The organism is Micromonospora sp. LOL_021, from assembly GCF_048060215.1.
GTDB lineage: Bacteria > Actinomycetota > Actinomycetes > Mycobacteriales > Micromonosporaceae > Micromonospora_E.
Genome location: NZ_JBHMIN010000003.1, coordinates 84277 through 99585, shown reverse-complemented (window position 1 = coordinate 99585; position 15309 = coordinate 84277). Strand labels below are relative to the sequence as shown.

Below are 15309 nucleotides of genomic sequence, written 5' to 3'. Positions count from 1 at the left end.
GGAGTGGAAGGGAGTCCGGGGTGCCGGGGAGTGCTGGCCCCGCCGGTGGCGGTGGTGGTGGCCTACTGGTCGCCGGGACCACCTCCGACGCGGGCAAGAGCCTGCTCGCCGCCGGGATCTGTCGATGGCTGAACCGGCACGGTGTGCGGGTCGCGCCGTTCAAGGCGCAGAACATGTCCAACAACTCGGCGGTGGTCGTCGGGTCGGACGGCCGGGGCGGGGAAATCGGTCGGGCCCAGGCGGTGCAGGCAGCCGCCTGCGGGCTGGAGCCGCAGATGCGGTTCAACCCGGTCCTGCTCAAACCGGGCAGTGACCGGTCCAGCCAGGTCGTGCTGCTGGGGGAGGCGGTCGACACCGTCACCGCGACCAACTACCACGCGATGCGCTCCCGCCTCGCCGACACCGTGCACACCACCCTCGCCGAGCTGCGTGCCGAGTACGACGTGGTGATCTGTGAAGGGGCCGGCAGCCCAACCGAAATCAACCTGCGGGCGGGCGACTTCGTCAACCTCGGGCTGGCCCGGCATGCCGGGCTGCCGGCGATCGTCGTCGGTGACATCGACCGGGGCGGCGTCTTCGCCGCCATGTTCGGCACCGTCGCCCTGCTCAGCGCCGAGGACCAGGCACACATCGCCGGGTTCGTGATCAACAAATTCCGTGGTGACCAGGAGTTGCTGCGCCCCGGGGTCGACATGCTGCACCAGGTGACCGGCCGACCCACCTACGGGGTGCTGCCCTGGCAGCCTGATCTCTGGCTGGACGGCGAGGACTCGCTGGCGTACGGCCAGACGATCGGCCGACCCACGGCGCCGCGCGGCCGCGACATCCTGCGGGTCGCGGCGGTGCGACTACCCCGGATCTCCAACGCCACCGATCTCGAAGCGCTCGCCGCCGAGCCGGGCGTGCAGGTCCGGCTCACCGTCGACCCGACCGAGGTCGCCGCCGCCGACCTCGTCGTCCTGCCCGGCACCAGGTCGACTGTGGACGATCTGGCCTGGTTGCGGGGGACCGGGCTGGCTGCGGCGGTGACCGCGCACGCCGGCGCCGGCCGCCCGCTGCTCGGCATCTGCGGTGGGTTCCAGATGCTCGGCCGGGTGATCCACGACGAGGTGGAGAGCCGCCGGGGCAGCGTACCGGGGCTCGGCCTGCTGCCCGTCGAAATCACCTTCGCCGGGCGCAAGACCGTCACCCGCAGCGCGGGGCGGGCCTACCGCGACGTGCCGGTGCGCGGCTACGAGATTCACCACGGGTACGTCTCCCGGTCCGACGGGTCGACCTCGCCGCTGTTCACCGGCACCGGCACCGAGGTGGGCACCGGCCCGGGAGCCGGCCCTGGCGCGGCGGGCGGCACTGAGGGCGTGCGGCTCGGTTCGGTGTGCGGCACCCACTGGCACGGTGCCTTCGAGTCCGACGAGTTCCGTCGCCGCTACCTTACCGACATGGCCCGCCAGGCCGGTCGGCACGGCTTCACCGTCGCGCCGGACACCTGCTTCGCGGCGCTGCGCCAACGCGGACTGGACCTGCTCGGCGACCTGGTCGAGCAGCACCTGGACACCGCCGCGCTGTGGCAGCTGATCGAGTCCGGGCCGCCGGCCGGACTACCGTTCATCCCACCCGGAGCTCCCCGGTGACGCGGGGGATCTCGACCTTCGAAAGTCTGGCCCGCCGGGTGTACGTCGCCCCGGCCCGCCTCGGCCGGGTCCGGCTCATCGTCGTCGACGGCCCGAGCGGCGCCGGCAAGTCCACCTTCGCCGACCGCCTGGCCACCGCCTGCGCGACGGTCGCAGCGACGGGCCCGAAGCCGGCCATGAAGCCGGCTAGCGCTGTCGCCGGACCGGCCGTGGCGGTCGTACACACCGACGACCTGCTGGACGGCTGGCGTGACCAGTTCACCTTCTGGCCCCGGCTCAGCGCCTGCGTGCTCGACCCGCTGCGGACCGGCCGGCCGGCCCGCTACCGACGATACGACTGGGCCGCCGGGCGGTTCGGCGACGGCTGGACCGTGATCGAACCGCCCGCCGTACTCCTTGTCGAAGGGGTGAGCGCGGCCCGCGCGGCGGTCCGGCCGGCCGCGACGCTGTCGGTCTACGTCACCGCACCCGAACCGGTGCGCCTGGCCCGGTCGCTCACCCGCGACGGGACCGCGATTCAGCCGACGCTCGACCGCTGGCGGCGGGCCGAGGAGCGGTTCTTCATCGCCGACGGTACGCCCGGTTCGGTCGACCTGCTCGTTGACGGCGCTGCTGAGCTCCCGTCCGGCCAGCTGGCGTACGGGTGGATCCGGGACTGGCCGGACGTAGACGCCGGTGGCGCCGGTGGGGCACCATCGGCCGGGTAGGCCAGTCAGCCGATCCCGGGGAGCGTTTGCCATGACCGCAGCCGACGACGGCACCACGCCAACGGCCGCGGCCAGCGACGCCACCACCCCGGACCGGCGGAGGATCACCTTGACCGGGATCAGCTCCCGTGCCTGGGAGCACCCGGCCGATCGGGGCGCGTTGACCGCGCTCCGTGAGCTGCGTGGCTTCGACGACGTGGTGCGGACGTTCTTCGGGATGTGGAACGAGCGCGCCTTCCGGCTTAGCTACCTGGCGTCGGCGATCCGGGTCGACCACCGCCAGTACCCCCGGGTGCACCGGTTGCTCGCCGAGGCGGCGACCGCGCTGGACGTGCCGGAACTGCCGGAGCTGTTCGTGACCCAGTCCCCGGTACTCGGCGCCCAGGCCATCGGCCTGGACAAACCGTTCATCGTGGTCAACACCGCCTGCGTACAGCAGCTCGACGACGCCGAGCTGCGGACGCTGCTCGGCCACGAGCTGGGGCACGTCCGTAGCGGTCACGCCGTCTACCAGACGATTCTCACCATCCTGACCCGCTGGGCGGCGAACCTGAGTTGGCTGCCGGTCGGCGCGATCGCGCTGCGGGCGATCATCGCAGCGATGCTGGAGTGGTGGCGCAAGGCGGAGCTGTCCGGCGACCGTGCCGGGCTGCTCGCCGGTCAGGACCCGGCGGCGGCGCAGCGGCTGCTGATGAAGCTGGCCGGCGGCGGCGACCTCAGCCAGATCGACACCGCCGCGTTCCTGGAGCAGGCCGCCGAGTACGACGGCGGCGGTGACCTGCGGGACAGCCTGCACAAGTTCCGGATGACCGCGTGGAGCACCCACCCGGTGCCGGTGGCGCGGGCCGCGGCATTGCGGCAGTGGATCGACTCCGGTGGGTACGCGCAGGTGCTGGCCGGCGACTACCCGCGCCGTGCCGACGACCCGACCGCTTCGGTGACCGATGAGATCAAGGCCGCCGCGCAGGCGTACCGCGAGGAGTTCGGTCGCAGTCAGGATCCGCTGGTCGGCCTGCTGCGTCGGCTGGGTTCCGGCGCGGCCGACGTCGGCGAGTGGGCCAGCGGGGCCGCCGGCCGCGCCCGGTCCTGGATGAGCGCGGCCAGCTCCACCGGCCGGTCTGGTGGCCGGCAGAGCTGACTTCAGGCCGGCCTGGTGGCCGGCGGGCCGAGCTGCCGCCGGTCAGCGCAGCGCGGCCAGCCGCCGCTCGACCACGTCGGGATCGAACCGCCCCGGGTCCAGCGGTGCCTGCCCGTCGTCGAGTCCGAGCCAGTCGCGCCGGTCCGCGTACTCCGGATGGGACGGGTCGGCCAGCACGTCGAGCAGGTGGGCGTAGCCCCAGACGCCGCCGCAGTCCTCCGGTGGGGCGGCCCGCTCGCCTCCCGTACACCGGGGGTAGACCGCCGTCGGGTCGCGGTCGGTGACCGCCGCGACGGTGATCTTGTGGGTCCAGTCGTCGCCGAAGTCGTACCGGTAGGTGATCGTGTCGCCGACGGCCGGGGCGACCTGCTCCAGGGTGACCTTGCGCTCCGACTGGTGCCCGGTCCGGTCGCCTGGCGGTGCGAAATCACCGTACGGCGTCTCGAACAGGTGCAGGTGGCTGTCGTCCCAGTCGAACGCCGACTGGATCACCTGGTGCAGGTCCTCCAGCGGAGTGTCACCCACGACCTCCAGCTGCCGCCGGACCGGCGGCTCGCTGTCGGCCAGCACGACGTCGACCCGGTAGACCGGCGCCGGTCCCTGTGACTTCTTCCGTTTGGCCGGCAGCTTCCGCGTCGGTGCCGGCCGGAGCGACCCGGGACGGCGCTGCGCGGGGAAGCCGCCGCTGTCCAGCAGGCCGGGGAGCAGGTCCGCCAGGCCGTCGGGACCGGCGTCGTGGTGCGGGGCCGGCGGCCGGTCCGACTTCGGCATGGTGGCCAGCCGGGCGTCCAGCAGGGTGGCCAGCACCGGGTACGGCGGTCCCTCGTCGTCGTCGGGCTCCGGTTCGTCGTCGAGTTCGGCGCCGGCCTCGTCGTGCACGCTGCGGGCGTCCAACGCCTGCTCGACGTGCCACCGCAGGTCGGCCGGGTCGAGCCGGGTCTGGGTGGTGCCCGGATCCCGGGTCAGTTCGTTCAGGGCCGCCGGCAGCTGGTCACCGTCCAGCAGCAGGATGTCCTGAGCGGCTGCGCAGTCGGCGTGGTCGACGATCACCATCATGGCGTGCGTGCGGCCGGCCCGCCGGAAGGCGACGGCGAAGACCGAGTCGGTCCCGTCGGGGCTGTCGATCCGCCAGCAGTCGTCCACCGTCACCTCGGCGGCGACCTCGTCGGCCCACTTCGGCATCGGTACGCCGGTCCCGGCGAGGGCCGTCGCCGCGGTTCTGGCCACCTCGGCGGCGGGCGGTGGGGACACCGCGGCGATCGCGGTCAGCAGCGCCACCGCTTCGGGGCCGCCTCGGTCGGCGAGCTGCGGGATGAGCCCGTCGCGGAGCGGGCGGACGCCGTCGGGGTCGGGCTCGTCGCCGACCATCGCGACGAACATCGCCCCGGTGAGTTCGGCGGCGATCGGATCGTCGTCGTCGACCAGGGCGGTGGCGCCGCTCAGCAGGGTGCCGATGACGTCGTCGGTCTCCGCACCGCAGCCGGGGCAGTCGCACGGTTCGGGGTTGTCGGTGCCGTCCATCGCGCCAGTGTGCCCGTCCGCTCGCGGCGGCGCGAGGCGAGGTCCCCGGCGTGTCGCCGAACGAGCAACGGACGGCCCCTACCATCGTCGGATGACGACTGCCATCCCCACCGCCGCCGACCTGCGGTCCGCCATCGCCCGGGAACTGCCCGGGGTCCGCGCCGACCTGGAGCGGCTGATCCGTATCCCCGGTATCGCCTTCGACGGGTTCGACCACAGCCAGGTGGAGCGGTCCGCCGCGGCGGTCGCCGAGCTGGCCCGGGGCTGCGGACTGGACGTGCAGGTGGTCCGGGCCGGCGGGCAGCCGGCGGTGCTCGGCCGCCGGCCGGCGCCGCCCGGCGCCCCGACGGTGCTGCTGTACGCCCACCACGACGTGCAGCCGGTCGGCGATCCGGCACTGTGGTCCAGTGACCCGTTCGAGCCGGTCGAGCGGGACGGCCGGCTGTACGGGCGGGGCGCCGCCGACGACAAGGCCGGAGTCATGGCGCACTTCGCCGCGCTGCGGGCGTTCGGCGACGCGTTGCCGGTCGGCGTGGTGCTCTTCGTCGAGGGTGAGGAGGAGTACGGCAGCGAGTCGCTGTCCCGACTGCTCGACGCCCATCGCGACGAGCTTGCCGCCGACGTGATCGTGATCGCCGACTCGGCGAACTGGGAGATCGGCGTACCGGCGTTGACCACGTCACTGCGTGGCCTGGTCAACTGTTTCGTCGAGGTGCGCACTCTCGAGCAGGCGGTGCACAGCGGCATGTTCGGTGGTCCGGTGCCGGACGCGCTGACCGCGCTCTGCCGACTGCTGGCCACCCTGCACGACGAGGCCGGCGATGTGGCGGTGCCGGGCCTGGTCGGCCGGACCGGCGCCGTCGTGGACCTGCCGGAGCAGCGGTTGCGGGACGAGGCCGGCATGGTCGACGGGGTGCGGTTCACCGGTACCGGAGCGTTGACCGACCGGCTGTGGACCAAGCCGGCGCTGGCCGTGCTCGGCATCGACGCCCCGGCCACCGACGGCGCCCCGAACGCCCTGGTGCCGGCGGCGCGGGCCAAGCTGAGCCTGCGGTTGGCTCCGGGCGACGATCCGTCGACGGCGTACGCGGCGTTGACCGCACATCTGCGGGCGAAGGCCCCGTGGGGGGCACGGGTCGAGGTGAGCCTGGAAAGTGACGGCGACGCCTGTGTGATCGACGCGACCGGTCCGTACTTCGACGCGGCCCGTGCGGCGTTCGCGGCGGCGTGGGACGGCGTGGCGCCGGTGGATGTCGGTGTCGGCGGTTCGATTCCGTTCATCGCCACGTTCCAGGAGATGTTCCCGGCCGCGGCGATCCTGGTGACCGGGGTGGAGGACCCGTACACCGCCGCGCACGGGCCGAACGAGAGCCTGCACCTGGGCGAGTTCGCCCGGGTCTGCCTGGCCGAGGCGCTCCTGCTTGCGGCGGTGGCGGATCCGGCGATTCAGCTGCGCGGGCTTCGGTCGGTACGCTAGTGTTTCGAACATGAGTACGAACGAGGTGATTGCGCGGCTCGACGCCGCGGTCAGTGCTCTGCTGGGCGTCAGCGTCTCCGCCTGGTCCGAGGAGTCGCTGCGTGCCCAGCTCGGCGAGGTCTCGGTCGCCCTCTGCGCCATTGATTCCGCGTTGGCCCGGGTGGCCGATGAGGTGCGTGCCCACGGCCTGCGGGTTGAGGAGCCGGCCACGGCCGGCGTCTCGAGTCGGACGTGACCTGGTCCGTCGGTCGGCCGTGAGCGGGTCACGGCCGACCGACGGCGAGCGTCATGGCGAGCCGACGGACGACACCTCGAAGCGCTCGACCCGGGCGTCGCGGATCGCCGCCGTCTGCTCCGCCGACGGGCCCGAGTCCCGGAAGCGGAGCAGGTCTGCCCCGGACTCCCACCGTTCGTAGACGTTGATCCGGTCCGGCTCGACCAGGCCGGCACTGAGGCTGAAGTCGAGGCAGCCGGTGGTGGCGCGGGCCGCCTGCACCACCGGTTGGCATTCAGCCAGGTACGCCTGCCGGCCGGCGGGCTCTACGTGCAGTGCACCGGCGATGATGATCAATGCCGCTCCTTGCGTCGGTCGCTGGCCAGCTCGGTCTCAGCTCAGTGGGGTGTGGTCGGCTGGCACCCGCTCGGCGGCCGGTGGCGGCCCTGGAGGGCTGCCGGTGCCGAACGGGCGTCCGCCGAGCCTGTCGCGCCCGTGCGGGGTCAGCCAGTTGGCCAGGTCCGGTCCGGCCGGTACCACCCCGGTCGGGTTGATGTCCCGGTGGACCTCGTAGTAGTGCCGTTTGATGTGGTCGAAGTCGATGGTGTCCCCGAATCCCGGCGTCTGGAACAGATCCCGGGCGTACGCCCAGAGCACCGGCATCTCGGTCAGCTTCTGCCGGTTGCACTTGAAGTGTCCGTGGTAGACGGGGTCGAAGCGCACCAGCGTGGTGAACAGCCGTACGTCGGCTTCGGTGATGGTGTCGCCGACCAGGTAACGCTGGTTCTCCAGTCGCGTGGAGAGCCAGTCGAGCCGGTCGAACAACCGTCGGTACGCCGCTTCGTAGGCCTGCTGGCTGCCGGCGAACCCGCAGCGGTAGACCCCGTTGTTCACGTCGGCGAAGACCACTGAGTTGACCTCGTCGATCTCGGCGCGCAGCGGCTCCGGGTAGAGCTGCGGCGCGCCGCTGCGGTGGTACGCGGTCCACTCGGTGGACAGGTCGAGGGTCATCTGGGCGTAGTCGTTGGTCACCACCTGCCCGGTCGGCACGTCGACGAACGCCGGCACGGTGATGCCGCGCTCGTAGCCGGGGAACCGGGCGAAGTAGGCGTCCTGTAGCCGTTCGACACCGAGTACCGGATCGCGTCCGTCCGGGTCGAGGTCAAAGGTCCAGCTGCGCTTGTCGTGGGTGGGCCCGGCCACGCCCATCGACAGGGCCTGTTCCAGACCGAGCAGCCGGCGGACGATGATTGCCCGGTTTGCCCACGGGCACGCCCGGCTGACCACCAGTCGGTATCGATCCGACTCCACCGGGTAACCGTCGCGACCGTCGGCGGTGATCCGGGTCGCGATGTACCGCTGATCGCGGGTGAACTCGCCGCCGGGGTTGACGTAGCTGCCGTCTGCCGTCTTCGCCATGTCTGCACCGTACCCATTCGACGCGCGCCGCACCTGGTCCGGACGCAGTCGGGTCGGCGGCGACAGCTCACCGTGCGGTATCGGTCATGTCGGTGACTTCGGCGGACGTCGGACGGGGATTGGTAGTCTGCTCAGCCAGTTATCGCCCGGCGACGTGCACCCTGGCTCATCGTCGTGCAACTCTCCGGTGGGCGTTGACCCACCTGAAATCACCCCGGAGGCAGGGCATGGCTTCACTCGACACGGCACTCAAGGACGCGATGGGCATCGAGGGTGCCCTCGGTGCCGCGCTGGTCGACTACTCCAGCGGCATGACACTCGGCACCGCCGGTGGCTCTGCTGAGATGGATCTCGCGGTGGCCGCAGCAGGGAACACGGACGTGGTCCGGGCCAAGATGCGCACCCTGGAGATGCTGAAGATCGCCGACGGCATCGAGGACATTCTCATCACACTGGACACCCAGTACCACCTCATCCGCCCGGTCTCCTCCCGGTCCGGTCAGGGCCTGTTCTTCTACCTGGCGCTGAGCCGTTCCCGGTCGAACCTGGCCTTGGCCCGGCACCAGCTGCGACAGATCGAGGCCTCGATCGAGCTCTGACCGGGATCAGTAGGAGTTTCCTCTGCTCGCCGGGGTGGGCGGCGGCCGGGCGCGCTCGGCCGCCCTCCCCGGCGAGTGCGCTGCCCGGGTGGGACGACGACACCCGCACCGTACCGTCGAACGGAGATCAGTCATGTCTGGAACCAACGGCAGTGTGCCGTCACCTCCGGATCCGGCGTCCGCTGAACTGGCCTCGCTGAAATACGGCGTCACCGGCGTGATCGGCTCGGTGATCGCCGGTGTCGACGGGCTGTTGCTGCTGCACGATCTGACCGACGGGACAGAGCCGCACGACCTGGCGGCGCTCGCGGCGGCGACCTTCGGACTCGGCCGGCAGACCGGCCTCGCGTTGCGGCAGGGCCCGTTTCGGGAGTCCACCGTCCGCAGCCACAAGGGCTATTTCTCGGTGTACGCGATCAACGACAAGGCGTTGCTCGCGGTGCTCGGCGCCGACGGGCTGAACGTCGCCCGGCTGCACATCGAGGCGCGCGGGGTGGCCGGCCGGTTGACCACCATGCTCGACGAGCATCTGGCCAACCAGGTGCGGCTCTGAGAAAACGTCAACCATGGGTTGACGTGAGACATGCGTCAACCTATGGTTGACGCATGTCCGAATACCTGCCGCTCGGCAATCCGGTCCGCCTCGACGACCTGATCGCCGGGATCAAACGAGCCAGTGACGATCGACTCGCCCAGCTCAGCAACGCCGTCGTCGTCGGCGACCACCTCGGCGAACTCGCCGATCACCTGATCGGCCACTTCGTCGATCAGGCCCGCCGGTCCGGCGCGTCCTGGACCGACATCGGGCGCAGCATCGGGGTCAGTAAGCAGGCCGCGCAGAAGCGGTTCGTGCCGAGGACCCCGGAGGAACCCAATGACCTCGACCCACAGCAGGGGTTCAGCCGGTTCACTCCGCAGGCCCGCAACGTGGTGGTCGCCGCCCAGCACGAGGCCCGCAGGGCCGGCAACGACGAGATCACCACCGGGCATCTCGTCCTGGCCCTGCTGGCCGAACCGGACAGCCTCGCCGCCCGGGTTCTGGCCGACCGGGTGGGCGACCCGGATCGGATTCGTCAGGTGGCGGTGACCGCCCTGCCGCCGGCGGTCGACCACGTGCCGGAGCTCGTCCCGTTCGACGCCCAGGTGCGCAAGGTGCTGGAGTTGACCTTCCGCGAGGCGCTACGGTTCGACGACCGGATGGTCGGGACGGCCCACGTCCTGCTCGCCCTGCTGGAGTACGCCGCCGGGGTCGGCCCGCTGGCCGATCTGGGAGTCACCAAACCCGATGTCGAGACCTACGTCCGCTCTGCGGCCTCCCGGGAGGACCCGCCGGCGGCCTGACCGGCCAGCGGCGGTCGCGGCCGCACGCCGTCAGCCGTCGGTCTCGGCGGCCGATGGTTGGCGGTTGGCGGGCAACTTGCGGGTGTCCCGCAGCTGAAGGTACGGCTCGCGGTCGTCCGGATGACCGGCCGCGATCGCCCGGCCCCGCTCCAGCTCGGCGTCCAACTCGCCGCCGAGCAGGATCGCGATGTTGGTCAGCCACAACCAGACGAGGAAGACGATCACGCTGGCGATGGCACCGTAGGTCTCGTTGTACGACCCGAAGTTGGCGACGTAGAACGCGAATCCGGCAGAGACCAGCAGCCAGAGCAGCACCGCCAGGACGCTGCCCGGGCTCACCCACCGGAACCCGCCCTGCCGGGCGTTCGGCGTGGCCCAGTACAGGATCGAGAACATCAGGCTGACCAGGACCACCAGCACCGGCCACTTGGCGACGTCCCAGGCGGCGACCGCCTCCGGCCCGACACCCAGCAGTTCCCCGGTCCGGGCGGCCAACTCCCCGGTGAAGACCACGATCAGCGCGCTGGCGATCAGCATCAGCCCGATGATCGCGGTGACGCCCAGCCGGATCGGCAACGTCTTCCAGATCGGGCGACCCTCCGGCACGTCGTAGATGGCGTTCGCGGCCCGCATGAAGGCCCCGATGTAGCTGGACGCCGACCAGAAGGCGGCGAGCAGACCGACGACGGCCACCAGGCCGGCCGTGTCGGAATTTACCCGGACCTGGCGAATCGACTCGTCGAGGAAGCCACCGATCTCGCCCGGCGCGAGACCGCCGATCACGCCCTGGACGTCATCGGTGGCACCGCCGCCGAGCAGCCCGAGCACCGCCACCAGCACCAACAGACCAGGAAAGATCGACAGTACGCCGTAGTAGGTGAGCCCGGCGGCCAGGTCAGGTACCGCGTCGGCGGTGACCTCGCGGACCGTACGCCGAGCGGCCGCCCACAGCGACGCAGTTGACAGCCGGGCAGGACTGGCCGGCCCGTCGTCCGGCCCCACCGGCGGCCGGCCGGGATCGTCCGGGTCACGGCGGTCGGTCGCCGGCCCGTCCCGGTCCGGCTGAGTCCCTGTGGTGCCCGCTGTCGACATCGTGGTGACCTCCGATCGGTACGGTACGAGGGATCCTGCCCAACCGTCGTCCCGGCCAATCCTCGGGTCGCCTACCGGCACCGGCCGGGCCGATCGAGTCCAGGGCAAGCCCTGAATTGTCAATCGGGTCGGACACACAACCCGGGCCGGATGAGACGATGAACGACGGCGGCCGGCCCTTGCCGGCTGCATCTCAAGGGGCGCTGCAGTACCTGGCGGCACACTTCTGGATGCGTGACATTCACGACGGAAGGAATCCGATGACACTTCGTGCCACGATCGTCGGTGCCGGGCTCGCCGGATCGCTGACCGCGGTCGCGTTGGCCCGTTCCGGCGTCGGAACCTCCGTCTACGAGGCGTACCTCGATCCGGCCGGGACGACCGGGGGCTTTCTCAACCTGACCGCCAACGCGCTCGGTGCGCTGCATTCGGTCGGCTGTCTGGAGCAGATACAGGCACGCGGGATCGTGGTGAACCGGTTGTGCCTGTGGAACGGCGAAGGCCGGCTGCTGGGCCGACTGTCTCGGGCCGGTCGCCTGGCCAACCGGACGATGAATCTGTCGATCATGCGTGGCGACCTGGTGTCCGTACTGCGCGACGAAGCGGTTCGGGCCGGAGCGGAGGTCCACACCGGCCGCTGGCTGGCCGGTGCCACCAGCAGCACCGGTGGGGTGACCGCGCAGTTCATCGACGGGGCCCGGGTGGAGTGCGACGTGCTCGTCGGTGCCGACGGGACGCATTCGCGGGTGCGCAGGGTGATCAGCAACGCGGCGCCACCGCCCGAGTACGGCGGACACTGCGCGATCGACGGGGTGACCCGGCTGCCGGGCATCGCGGCCGGGACGTTGCATCTGGTGGTCAGCCGGCAGGGCTGCTTCCAGTACACCGCCAAGCCGGACGGCACCGTCTGGTGGAACGCACTGGTGCCCACCGGCGACCTCGATCCGGCAGAGCTGGCCGGCATCAGCGAGCAGGGCTGGCGGAGCCGACTGTCCGCGCAGTACGGCCAGGGCGACACCCCGTGCGCCGCACTGATCGCGCAGTGCGCGACGCTGGGCCGCCCCGCGCCGCTCTACCTGCCGCAGCGGTTGGCGCACTGGCGGCGGGGCCGGATGGTGGTGCTCGGCGACGCCGCCCACCCCGTCGGGTACGGGCTCGGTGCCGGGCTCGCCCTGGAGGACGCCGTGGTGCTCGGCCGCTGTCTGCGCGACATCGACGACGTGCCGATGGCGCTGGCCGCGTACGAGTCGATGCGTCGGTCCCGGACGGAGCGGGCGCTGCGCGCCGGTACGCGGTACGGCCGGTTCCGTAACCTACCCGGCCGCGGCTGGCTCGACGTCGCTCTCGCGCCGATCTACCGCCGGTACTTCTGGGGTGGGGCATCCTCCTGGCTGCTGGCGTACGACGTGGAGTGGCACCGCCAGGTCCGCGTCTGACCACCGTCGGGTGGCCGCAACGACCGATCCGGGCCGCCGCCCGTTCGACGTCGATCGAACCGTTCGGTCCTGATCGACGCTGGACGATCAGCTGGCGGATCCTCTGGACGTGACGTGGTTGAATGGCCGGCATGAGCGCCGCTGCGGAGGCGAAGGTCTCTCCTGGACGGGATTTCTGGCTCCGCCGACGTGGCATCCAGGTACGTCTGTTCGCCCTGTCCTGCCTGGCCTTTCTCGCCTTTCCGTTGAGCGTCGTACACGACCGAAACAAGGCACTCTACGTAGGACTTGCGCTCTTCGTGCTCGGCTACGCCCGGGTGGTCGTCCGTAACACTCCGCAGCTGCACGCCAATCGTGCGCCGGTGACGGTCGCCGTGACATTGATCTGTGGCCTGGCGATGGTGCCGCAACTGCGCTACGACTGGCTGTCCGGGCTGGCCTTCTTCAGCCTGGTGATGCTGCTGATCAACTGCCCGTTGCGGTGGTGGCCGGCGTTGGTGGTCGGCCACACCGTGGTCTTCGTGGCCATCGCGGTGGGCTGGCTGCGGGTCAGCGCCGACTCGGTCGTGATCCTGATCCTGCTGATCGCCATCACCAGCGGCGTGCAGGTGGCGATCTACAACCAGATCGACACCTCGATGCAGCTACTGCAGGCGCGGGCCGAGCTGACCCAGTTGGCGGTGGCCAGGGAACGCCTCAGGATCGCCCGCGACCTGCATGACATCCTCGGCCAGCGGCTGTCTGCGGTGACCCTCAAGGCCGATCTCGCCGCCCGGATGGTGGACTCGGCGCCGAACCGGGCGGTGACCGAGATGGCTGAGGTGGCCGAGGTGGCACGGGACGCGCTGGCCGAGGTACGGGCAGCGGTCTCCGGCTACCGGAAGGTCTCCCTGGCGGTGGAGGCGCAGTCCGCCGAGGCGTTGTTGCAGGCGTCGGGGGTCGTGGTCAGCGTCCGTGGCACCCTCGACGACCTGCCGGAGCCGATCGAGGAGTGCGCGGCCTGGCTGATCCGGGAGGCCGCCACGAACATCGTCCGGCACGCCCACGCGCGTCGCTGTGCGATCGCGGTGACCCGCCACGAGGGACGGTTCATCCTGGAGGTACACGACGACGGGGTGGGCGCGGGGCTGACCGGCGCTCCACCGTCCGGTACCGGGCTGACCGGCCTGGCCGAACGGGTGGAGCTCGTCGGCGGGGACCTGTGCGTCGGTCCCCGCGACGGCTGGTTCGTGCTGCGTGCCGAGCTGCCGCAGACCGTGGCGCCGATGGTCCGGGGCTGACCGGATCCGCCTCGACCGGAGGCAGTGGCTGCTCTCGTCGGCCGGACCTGATGGTTACTCGGCTACTCGGGTGCGGGCCGTCCACTGGAAGACCACGGCCGCTCCGTGATCGACGCCGGTGACGAGATCGCGCTCGAAGTGCTCGTAGCCGCCGAGCCACGGAATCTTGATCTTCCGCTGTTCGGGAGCCACCAGCCGGCGGCGCTGCTCGGCGGTGAGACTCGCCGGACCGCCGTGCAGGACGGCCGTCACCATCGCGGGGTCCACTCCGGCCGGGTGGACCGGGTTGGGGTGGTCGGACATCGGCACCTCCGGGTTTCTGCGAGTCACCTGCCGGCCGATCGCTACCTGGCGGCCGACCCGGCTGCGGTGTTCGGTGGCTGTTGCTCTGACGCTAACGATCGGCGCTGGAGAGGCCCTTGAGCAGCGTGGGAGCAGCTCCGGCACCGGTCGCACCGGCCGGTGGCGGCCGGGTCAACCGGTGCTCAAGGGCGGCGCAGCACGCTCGACATATGACGATTGGACCAGGACCTGCCCAGGTGACGGGTACGGCGACGTCGCGGGTGAGCGCGACGCGTCCCGAGGAGATCGAGATCGCGTACCAGCGTCTCGGTGACCCGCAGGGTGAACCGTTGCTGCTCATCATGGGCCTCGGCATGCAAATGATCATGTGGCACGACGACTTCTGCTCGGCGCTGACCGAGCGGGGCTTCGCCGTGGCCAGATTCGACCACCGCGACGTCGGTGCCTCCACCCATCTGCACGCCGACGGGCGACCGACCATCCTGCGGATGATGCTTCGACCGGGTACCGCGACGTACCGCATCGAGGACATGACGGGCGACGCGCTCGCCGTGCTCGACGCGCTCGGCTGGCGGCGGGCGCACGTGGTGGGCATCTCCCTCGGCGCGATGGTCGCCCAGCAGTTGGCGATCGACCATCCGGACCGGCTGCTCAGCCTCACATCGATCGCCGCGACCGCGACGCCCCGGATCGGCCGGCTTTCGATGCGAACCGCTATGAAGCTGCAGCGGATGCAGGACCGGCCGGTCGCCGACCGCGACGACGCTGGTCAACTGATGGTGGACCTGTACGACCTGATCGGCTCGCCCGGCCACGACATGGACGTGGACTGGCTACGCGACATGGGCCGGCGGGCCTTCGACCGCGGCTACGACCAGGCCGGGCGACTACGGCACGAGGCGGCTCTGATGGCTTCCCGGGACCGGCGGGCCGGCCTGGCGAAGCTGCGCATCCCGGCGTTGGTGGTGCACGGCGAGGCGGACCGGATCTGGCGGCTGCCCGGCGGCGAGGCGACGGCAGCGGCGATTCCCGGTGCCCGGCTCGTCACCTATCCGGGGCTCGGGCACGGCATCCTGCCCCGCGATCTGTGGAACGACGTGATCGACCACATCCGCCAGCTGGTCCCGGCCTGACCGGACTGGTTCCGGCCT

General features: G+C 71.2%; 16 protein-coding genes. 11 read left to right on the top strand and 5 right to left on the bottom strand.

Annotated features, from left to right (window positions below; genetic code table 11):
• The first annotated feature begins 20 nt into the window (after positions 1 to 20).
• Genes ACFHWT_RS04110 through ACFHWT_RS04100 form a run of 3 tightly spaced genes read left to right on the top strand, consistent with a single transcriptional unit; the run spans position 21 to position 3476 of the window.
• Positions 21 to 1631 (top strand): cobyric acid synthase, encoded by a 1611-nt coding sequence (locus ACFHWT_RS04110; protein WP_416593226.1) that lies wholly within the window; start codon positions 21 to 23, stop codon positions 1629 to 1631.
• Complete coding sequence (locus ACFHWT_RS04105) at positions 1628 to 2338, top strand: uridine kinase family protein (RefSeq protein WP_416593225.1); 711 nt, start codon at positions 1628 to 1630, stop codon at positions 2336 to 2338. Before ACFHWT_RS04110 ends, ACFHWT_RS04105 begins: the two co-directional genes overlap by 4 nt.
• 31 nt (positions 2339 to 2369) lie before the next feature.
• Positions 2370 to 3476 (top strand): M48 family metallopeptidase, encoded by a 1107-nt coding sequence (locus ACFHWT_RS04100; RefSeq protein WP_416593224.1) that lies wholly within the window; start codon positions 2370 to 2372, stop codon positions 3474 to 3476.
• A gap of 42 nt (positions 3477 to 3518) precedes the next feature.
• Here the strand turns inward: ACFHWT_RS04100 and ACFHWT_RS04095 are convergent, their stop codons facing one another.
• The gene (locus ACFHWT_RS04095) at positions 3519 to 4997 is read right to left on the bottom strand and encodes a plasmid pRiA4b ORF-3 family protein (protein WP_416593223.1); all 1479 of its coding nucleotides are present in this window, start codon (positions 4995 to 4997) and stop codon (positions 3519 to 3521) included.
• 91 nt (positions 4998 to 5088) lie between these two features.
• On the opposite strand from ACFHWT_RS04095, the gene ACFHWT_RS04090 reads away from it, so the two are divergent.
• Entirely contained in the window at positions 5089 to 6474 is a 1386-nt protein-coding gene (locus ACFHWT_RS04090) for a dipeptidase (RefSeq protein ID WP_416593222.1), read from the top strand.
• A 10-nt stretch (positions 6475 to 6484) separates the two neighbouring features.
• Positions 6485 to 6709, top strand: a complete 225-nt coding sequence (locus ACFHWT_RS04085; protein WP_416593221.1) for a hypothetical protein — start codon at positions 6485 to 6487, stop codon at positions 6707 to 6709.
• A 51-nt stretch (positions 6710 to 6760) separates the two neighbouring features.
• On the opposite strand, the gene ACFHWT_RS04080 is transcribed toward ACFHWT_RS04085, so the two are convergent.
• Both ACFHWT_RS04080 and ACFHWT_RS04075 read right to left on the bottom strand, forming a co-directional pair.
• Entirely contained in the window at positions 6761 to 7045 is a 285-nt protein-coding gene (locus ACFHWT_RS04080; RefSeq protein ID WP_416593220.1) for a putative quinol monooxygenase, read from the bottom strand.
• A 36-nt stretch (positions 7046 to 7081) separates the two neighbouring features.
• Positions 7082 to 8107, bottom strand: a complete 1026-nt coding sequence (locus tag ACFHWT_RS04075) for a glutathione S-transferase family protein (RefSeq protein WP_416593219.1) — start codon at positions 8105 to 8107, stop codon at positions 7082 to 7084.
• A gap of 227 nt (positions 8108 to 8334) precedes the next feature.
• Here ACFHWT_RS04075 and ACFHWT_RS04070 point away from each other — a divergent pair, with 227 nt between their 5' ends.
• From ACFHWT_RS04070 to ACFHWT_RS04060, 3 genes are all read left to right on the top strand, one after another.
• Positions 8335 to 8706 carry a hypothetical protein gene (locus tag ACFHWT_RS04070; RefSeq protein ID WP_416593218.1) on the top strand — a complete coding sequence of 124 codons (372 nt, stop codon included), beginning with the start codon at positions 8335 to 8337 and terminating at the stop codon, positions 8704 to 8706.
• Between the two features lie 133 nt (positions 8707 to 8839).
• Positions 8840 to 9259, top strand: coding sequence for a roadblock/LC7 domain-containing protein (locus ACFHWT_RS04065; RefSeq protein ID WP_416593217.1), 420 nt, complete (start codon positions 8840 to 8842; stop codon positions 9257 to 9259).
• Between the two features lie 53 nt (positions 9260 to 9312).
• A complete protein-coding gene (locus ACFHWT_RS04060) occupies positions 9313 to 10047 on the top strand; it encodes a Clp protease N-terminal domain-containing protein (RefSeq protein ID WP_416593216.1) in 735 nt (244 codons plus the stop codon).
• Between the two features lie 30 nt (positions 10048 to 10077).
• Here ACFHWT_RS04060 and ACFHWT_RS04055 read toward each other — a convergent pair whose 3' ends face one another.
• Positions 10078 to 11139, bottom strand: coding sequence for a YihY/virulence factor BrkB family protein (locus tag ACFHWT_RS04055; RefSeq protein WP_416593215.1), 1062 nt, complete (start codon positions 11137 to 11139; stop codon positions 10078 to 10080).
• A gap of 260 nt (positions 11140 to 11399) precedes the next feature.
• Here ACFHWT_RS04055 and ACFHWT_RS04050 point away from each other — a divergent pair, with 260 nt between their 5' ends.
• Positions 11400 to 12575 (top strand): FAD-dependent oxidoreductase, encoded by a 1176-nt coding sequence (locus ACFHWT_RS04050; protein WP_416593214.1) that lies wholly within the window; start codon positions 11400 to 11402, stop codon positions 12573 to 12575.
• A 131-nt stretch (positions 12576 to 12706) separates the two neighbouring features.
• Positions 12707 to 13855, top strand: coding sequence for a sensor histidine kinase (locus ACFHWT_RS04045; RefSeq protein WP_416593213.1), 1149 nt, complete (start codon positions 12707 to 12709; stop codon positions 13853 to 13855).
• 54 nt (positions 13856 to 13909) lie between these two features.
• Here the strand turns inward: ACFHWT_RS04045 and ACFHWT_RS04040 are convergent, their stop codons facing one another.
• Positions 13910 to 14158: a DUF5988 family protein gene (locus ACFHWT_RS04040; protein WP_416593212.1), complete on the bottom strand. Its 249-nt coding sequence runs from the start codon at positions 14156 to 14158 to the stop codon at positions 13910 to 13912.
• Between the two features lie 260 nt (positions 14159 to 14418).
• Here ACFHWT_RS04040 and ACFHWT_RS04035 point away from each other — a divergent pair, with 260 nt between their 5' ends.
• Positions 14419 to 15291: an alpha/beta fold hydrolase gene (locus ACFHWT_RS04035; protein ID WP_416593211.1), complete on the top strand. Its 873-nt coding sequence runs from the start codon at positions 14419 to 14421 to the stop codon at positions 15289 to 15291.
• Positions 15292 to 15309: the final 18 nt, after the last annotated feature.

What these genes read in the sequence shown, in the direction of transcription:
- ACFHWT_RS04095 (WP_416593223.1), bottom strand. Translation starts at nt 4,997, where the DNA reads ATGGACGGCACCGACAACCCCGAACCGTGCGACTGCCCCGGCTGCGGT.
- ACFHWT_RS04100 (WP_416593224.1), top strand. Translation starts at nt 2,370, where the DNA reads ATGACCGCAGCCGACGACGGCACCACGCCAACGGCCGCGGCCAGCGAC.
- ACFHWT_RS04090 (WP_416593222.1), top strand. Translation starts at nt 5,089, where the DNA reads ATGACGACTGCCATCCCCACCGCCGCCGACCTGCGGTCCGCCATCGCC.
- ACFHWT_RS04085 (WP_416593221.1), top strand. Translation starts at nt 6,485, where the DNA reads ATGAGTACGAACGAGGTGATTGCGCGGCTCGACGCCGCGGTCAGTGCT.
- ACFHWT_RS04045 (WP_416593213.1), top strand. Translation starts at nt 12,707, where the DNA reads ATGAGCGCCGCTGCGGAGGCGAAGGTCTCTCCTGGACGGGATTTCTGG.
- ACFHWT_RS04070 (WP_416593218.1), top strand. Translation starts at nt 8,335, where the DNA reads ATGGCTTCACTCGACACGGCACTCAAGGACGCGATGGGCATCGAGGGT.
- ACFHWT_RS04065 (WP_416593217.1), top strand. Translation starts at nt 8,840, where the DNA reads ATGTCTGGAACCAACGGCAGTGTGCCGTCACCTCCGGATCCGGCGTCC.
- ACFHWT_RS04055 (WP_416593215.1), bottom strand. Translation starts at nt 11,139, where the DNA reads ATGTCGACAGCGGGCACCACAGGGACTCAGCCGGACCGGGACGGGCCG.
- ACFHWT_RS04050 (WP_416593214.1), top strand. Translation starts at nt 11,400, where the DNA reads ATGACACTTCGTGCCACGATCGTCGGTGCCGGGCTCGCCGGATCGCTG.
- ACFHWT_RS04075 (WP_416593219.1), bottom strand. Translation starts at nt 8,107, where the DNA reads ATGGCGAAGACGGCAGACGGCAGCTACGTCAACCCCGGCGGCGAGTTC.
- ACFHWT_RS04040 (WP_416593212.1), bottom strand. Translation starts at nt 14,158, where the DNA reads ATGTCCGACCACCCCAACCCGGTCCACCCGGCCGGAGTGGACCCCGCG.
- ACFHWT_RS04060 (WP_416593216.1), top strand. Translation starts at nt 9,313, where the DNA reads ATGTCCGAATACCTGCCGCTCGGCAATCCGGTCCGCCTCGACGACCTG.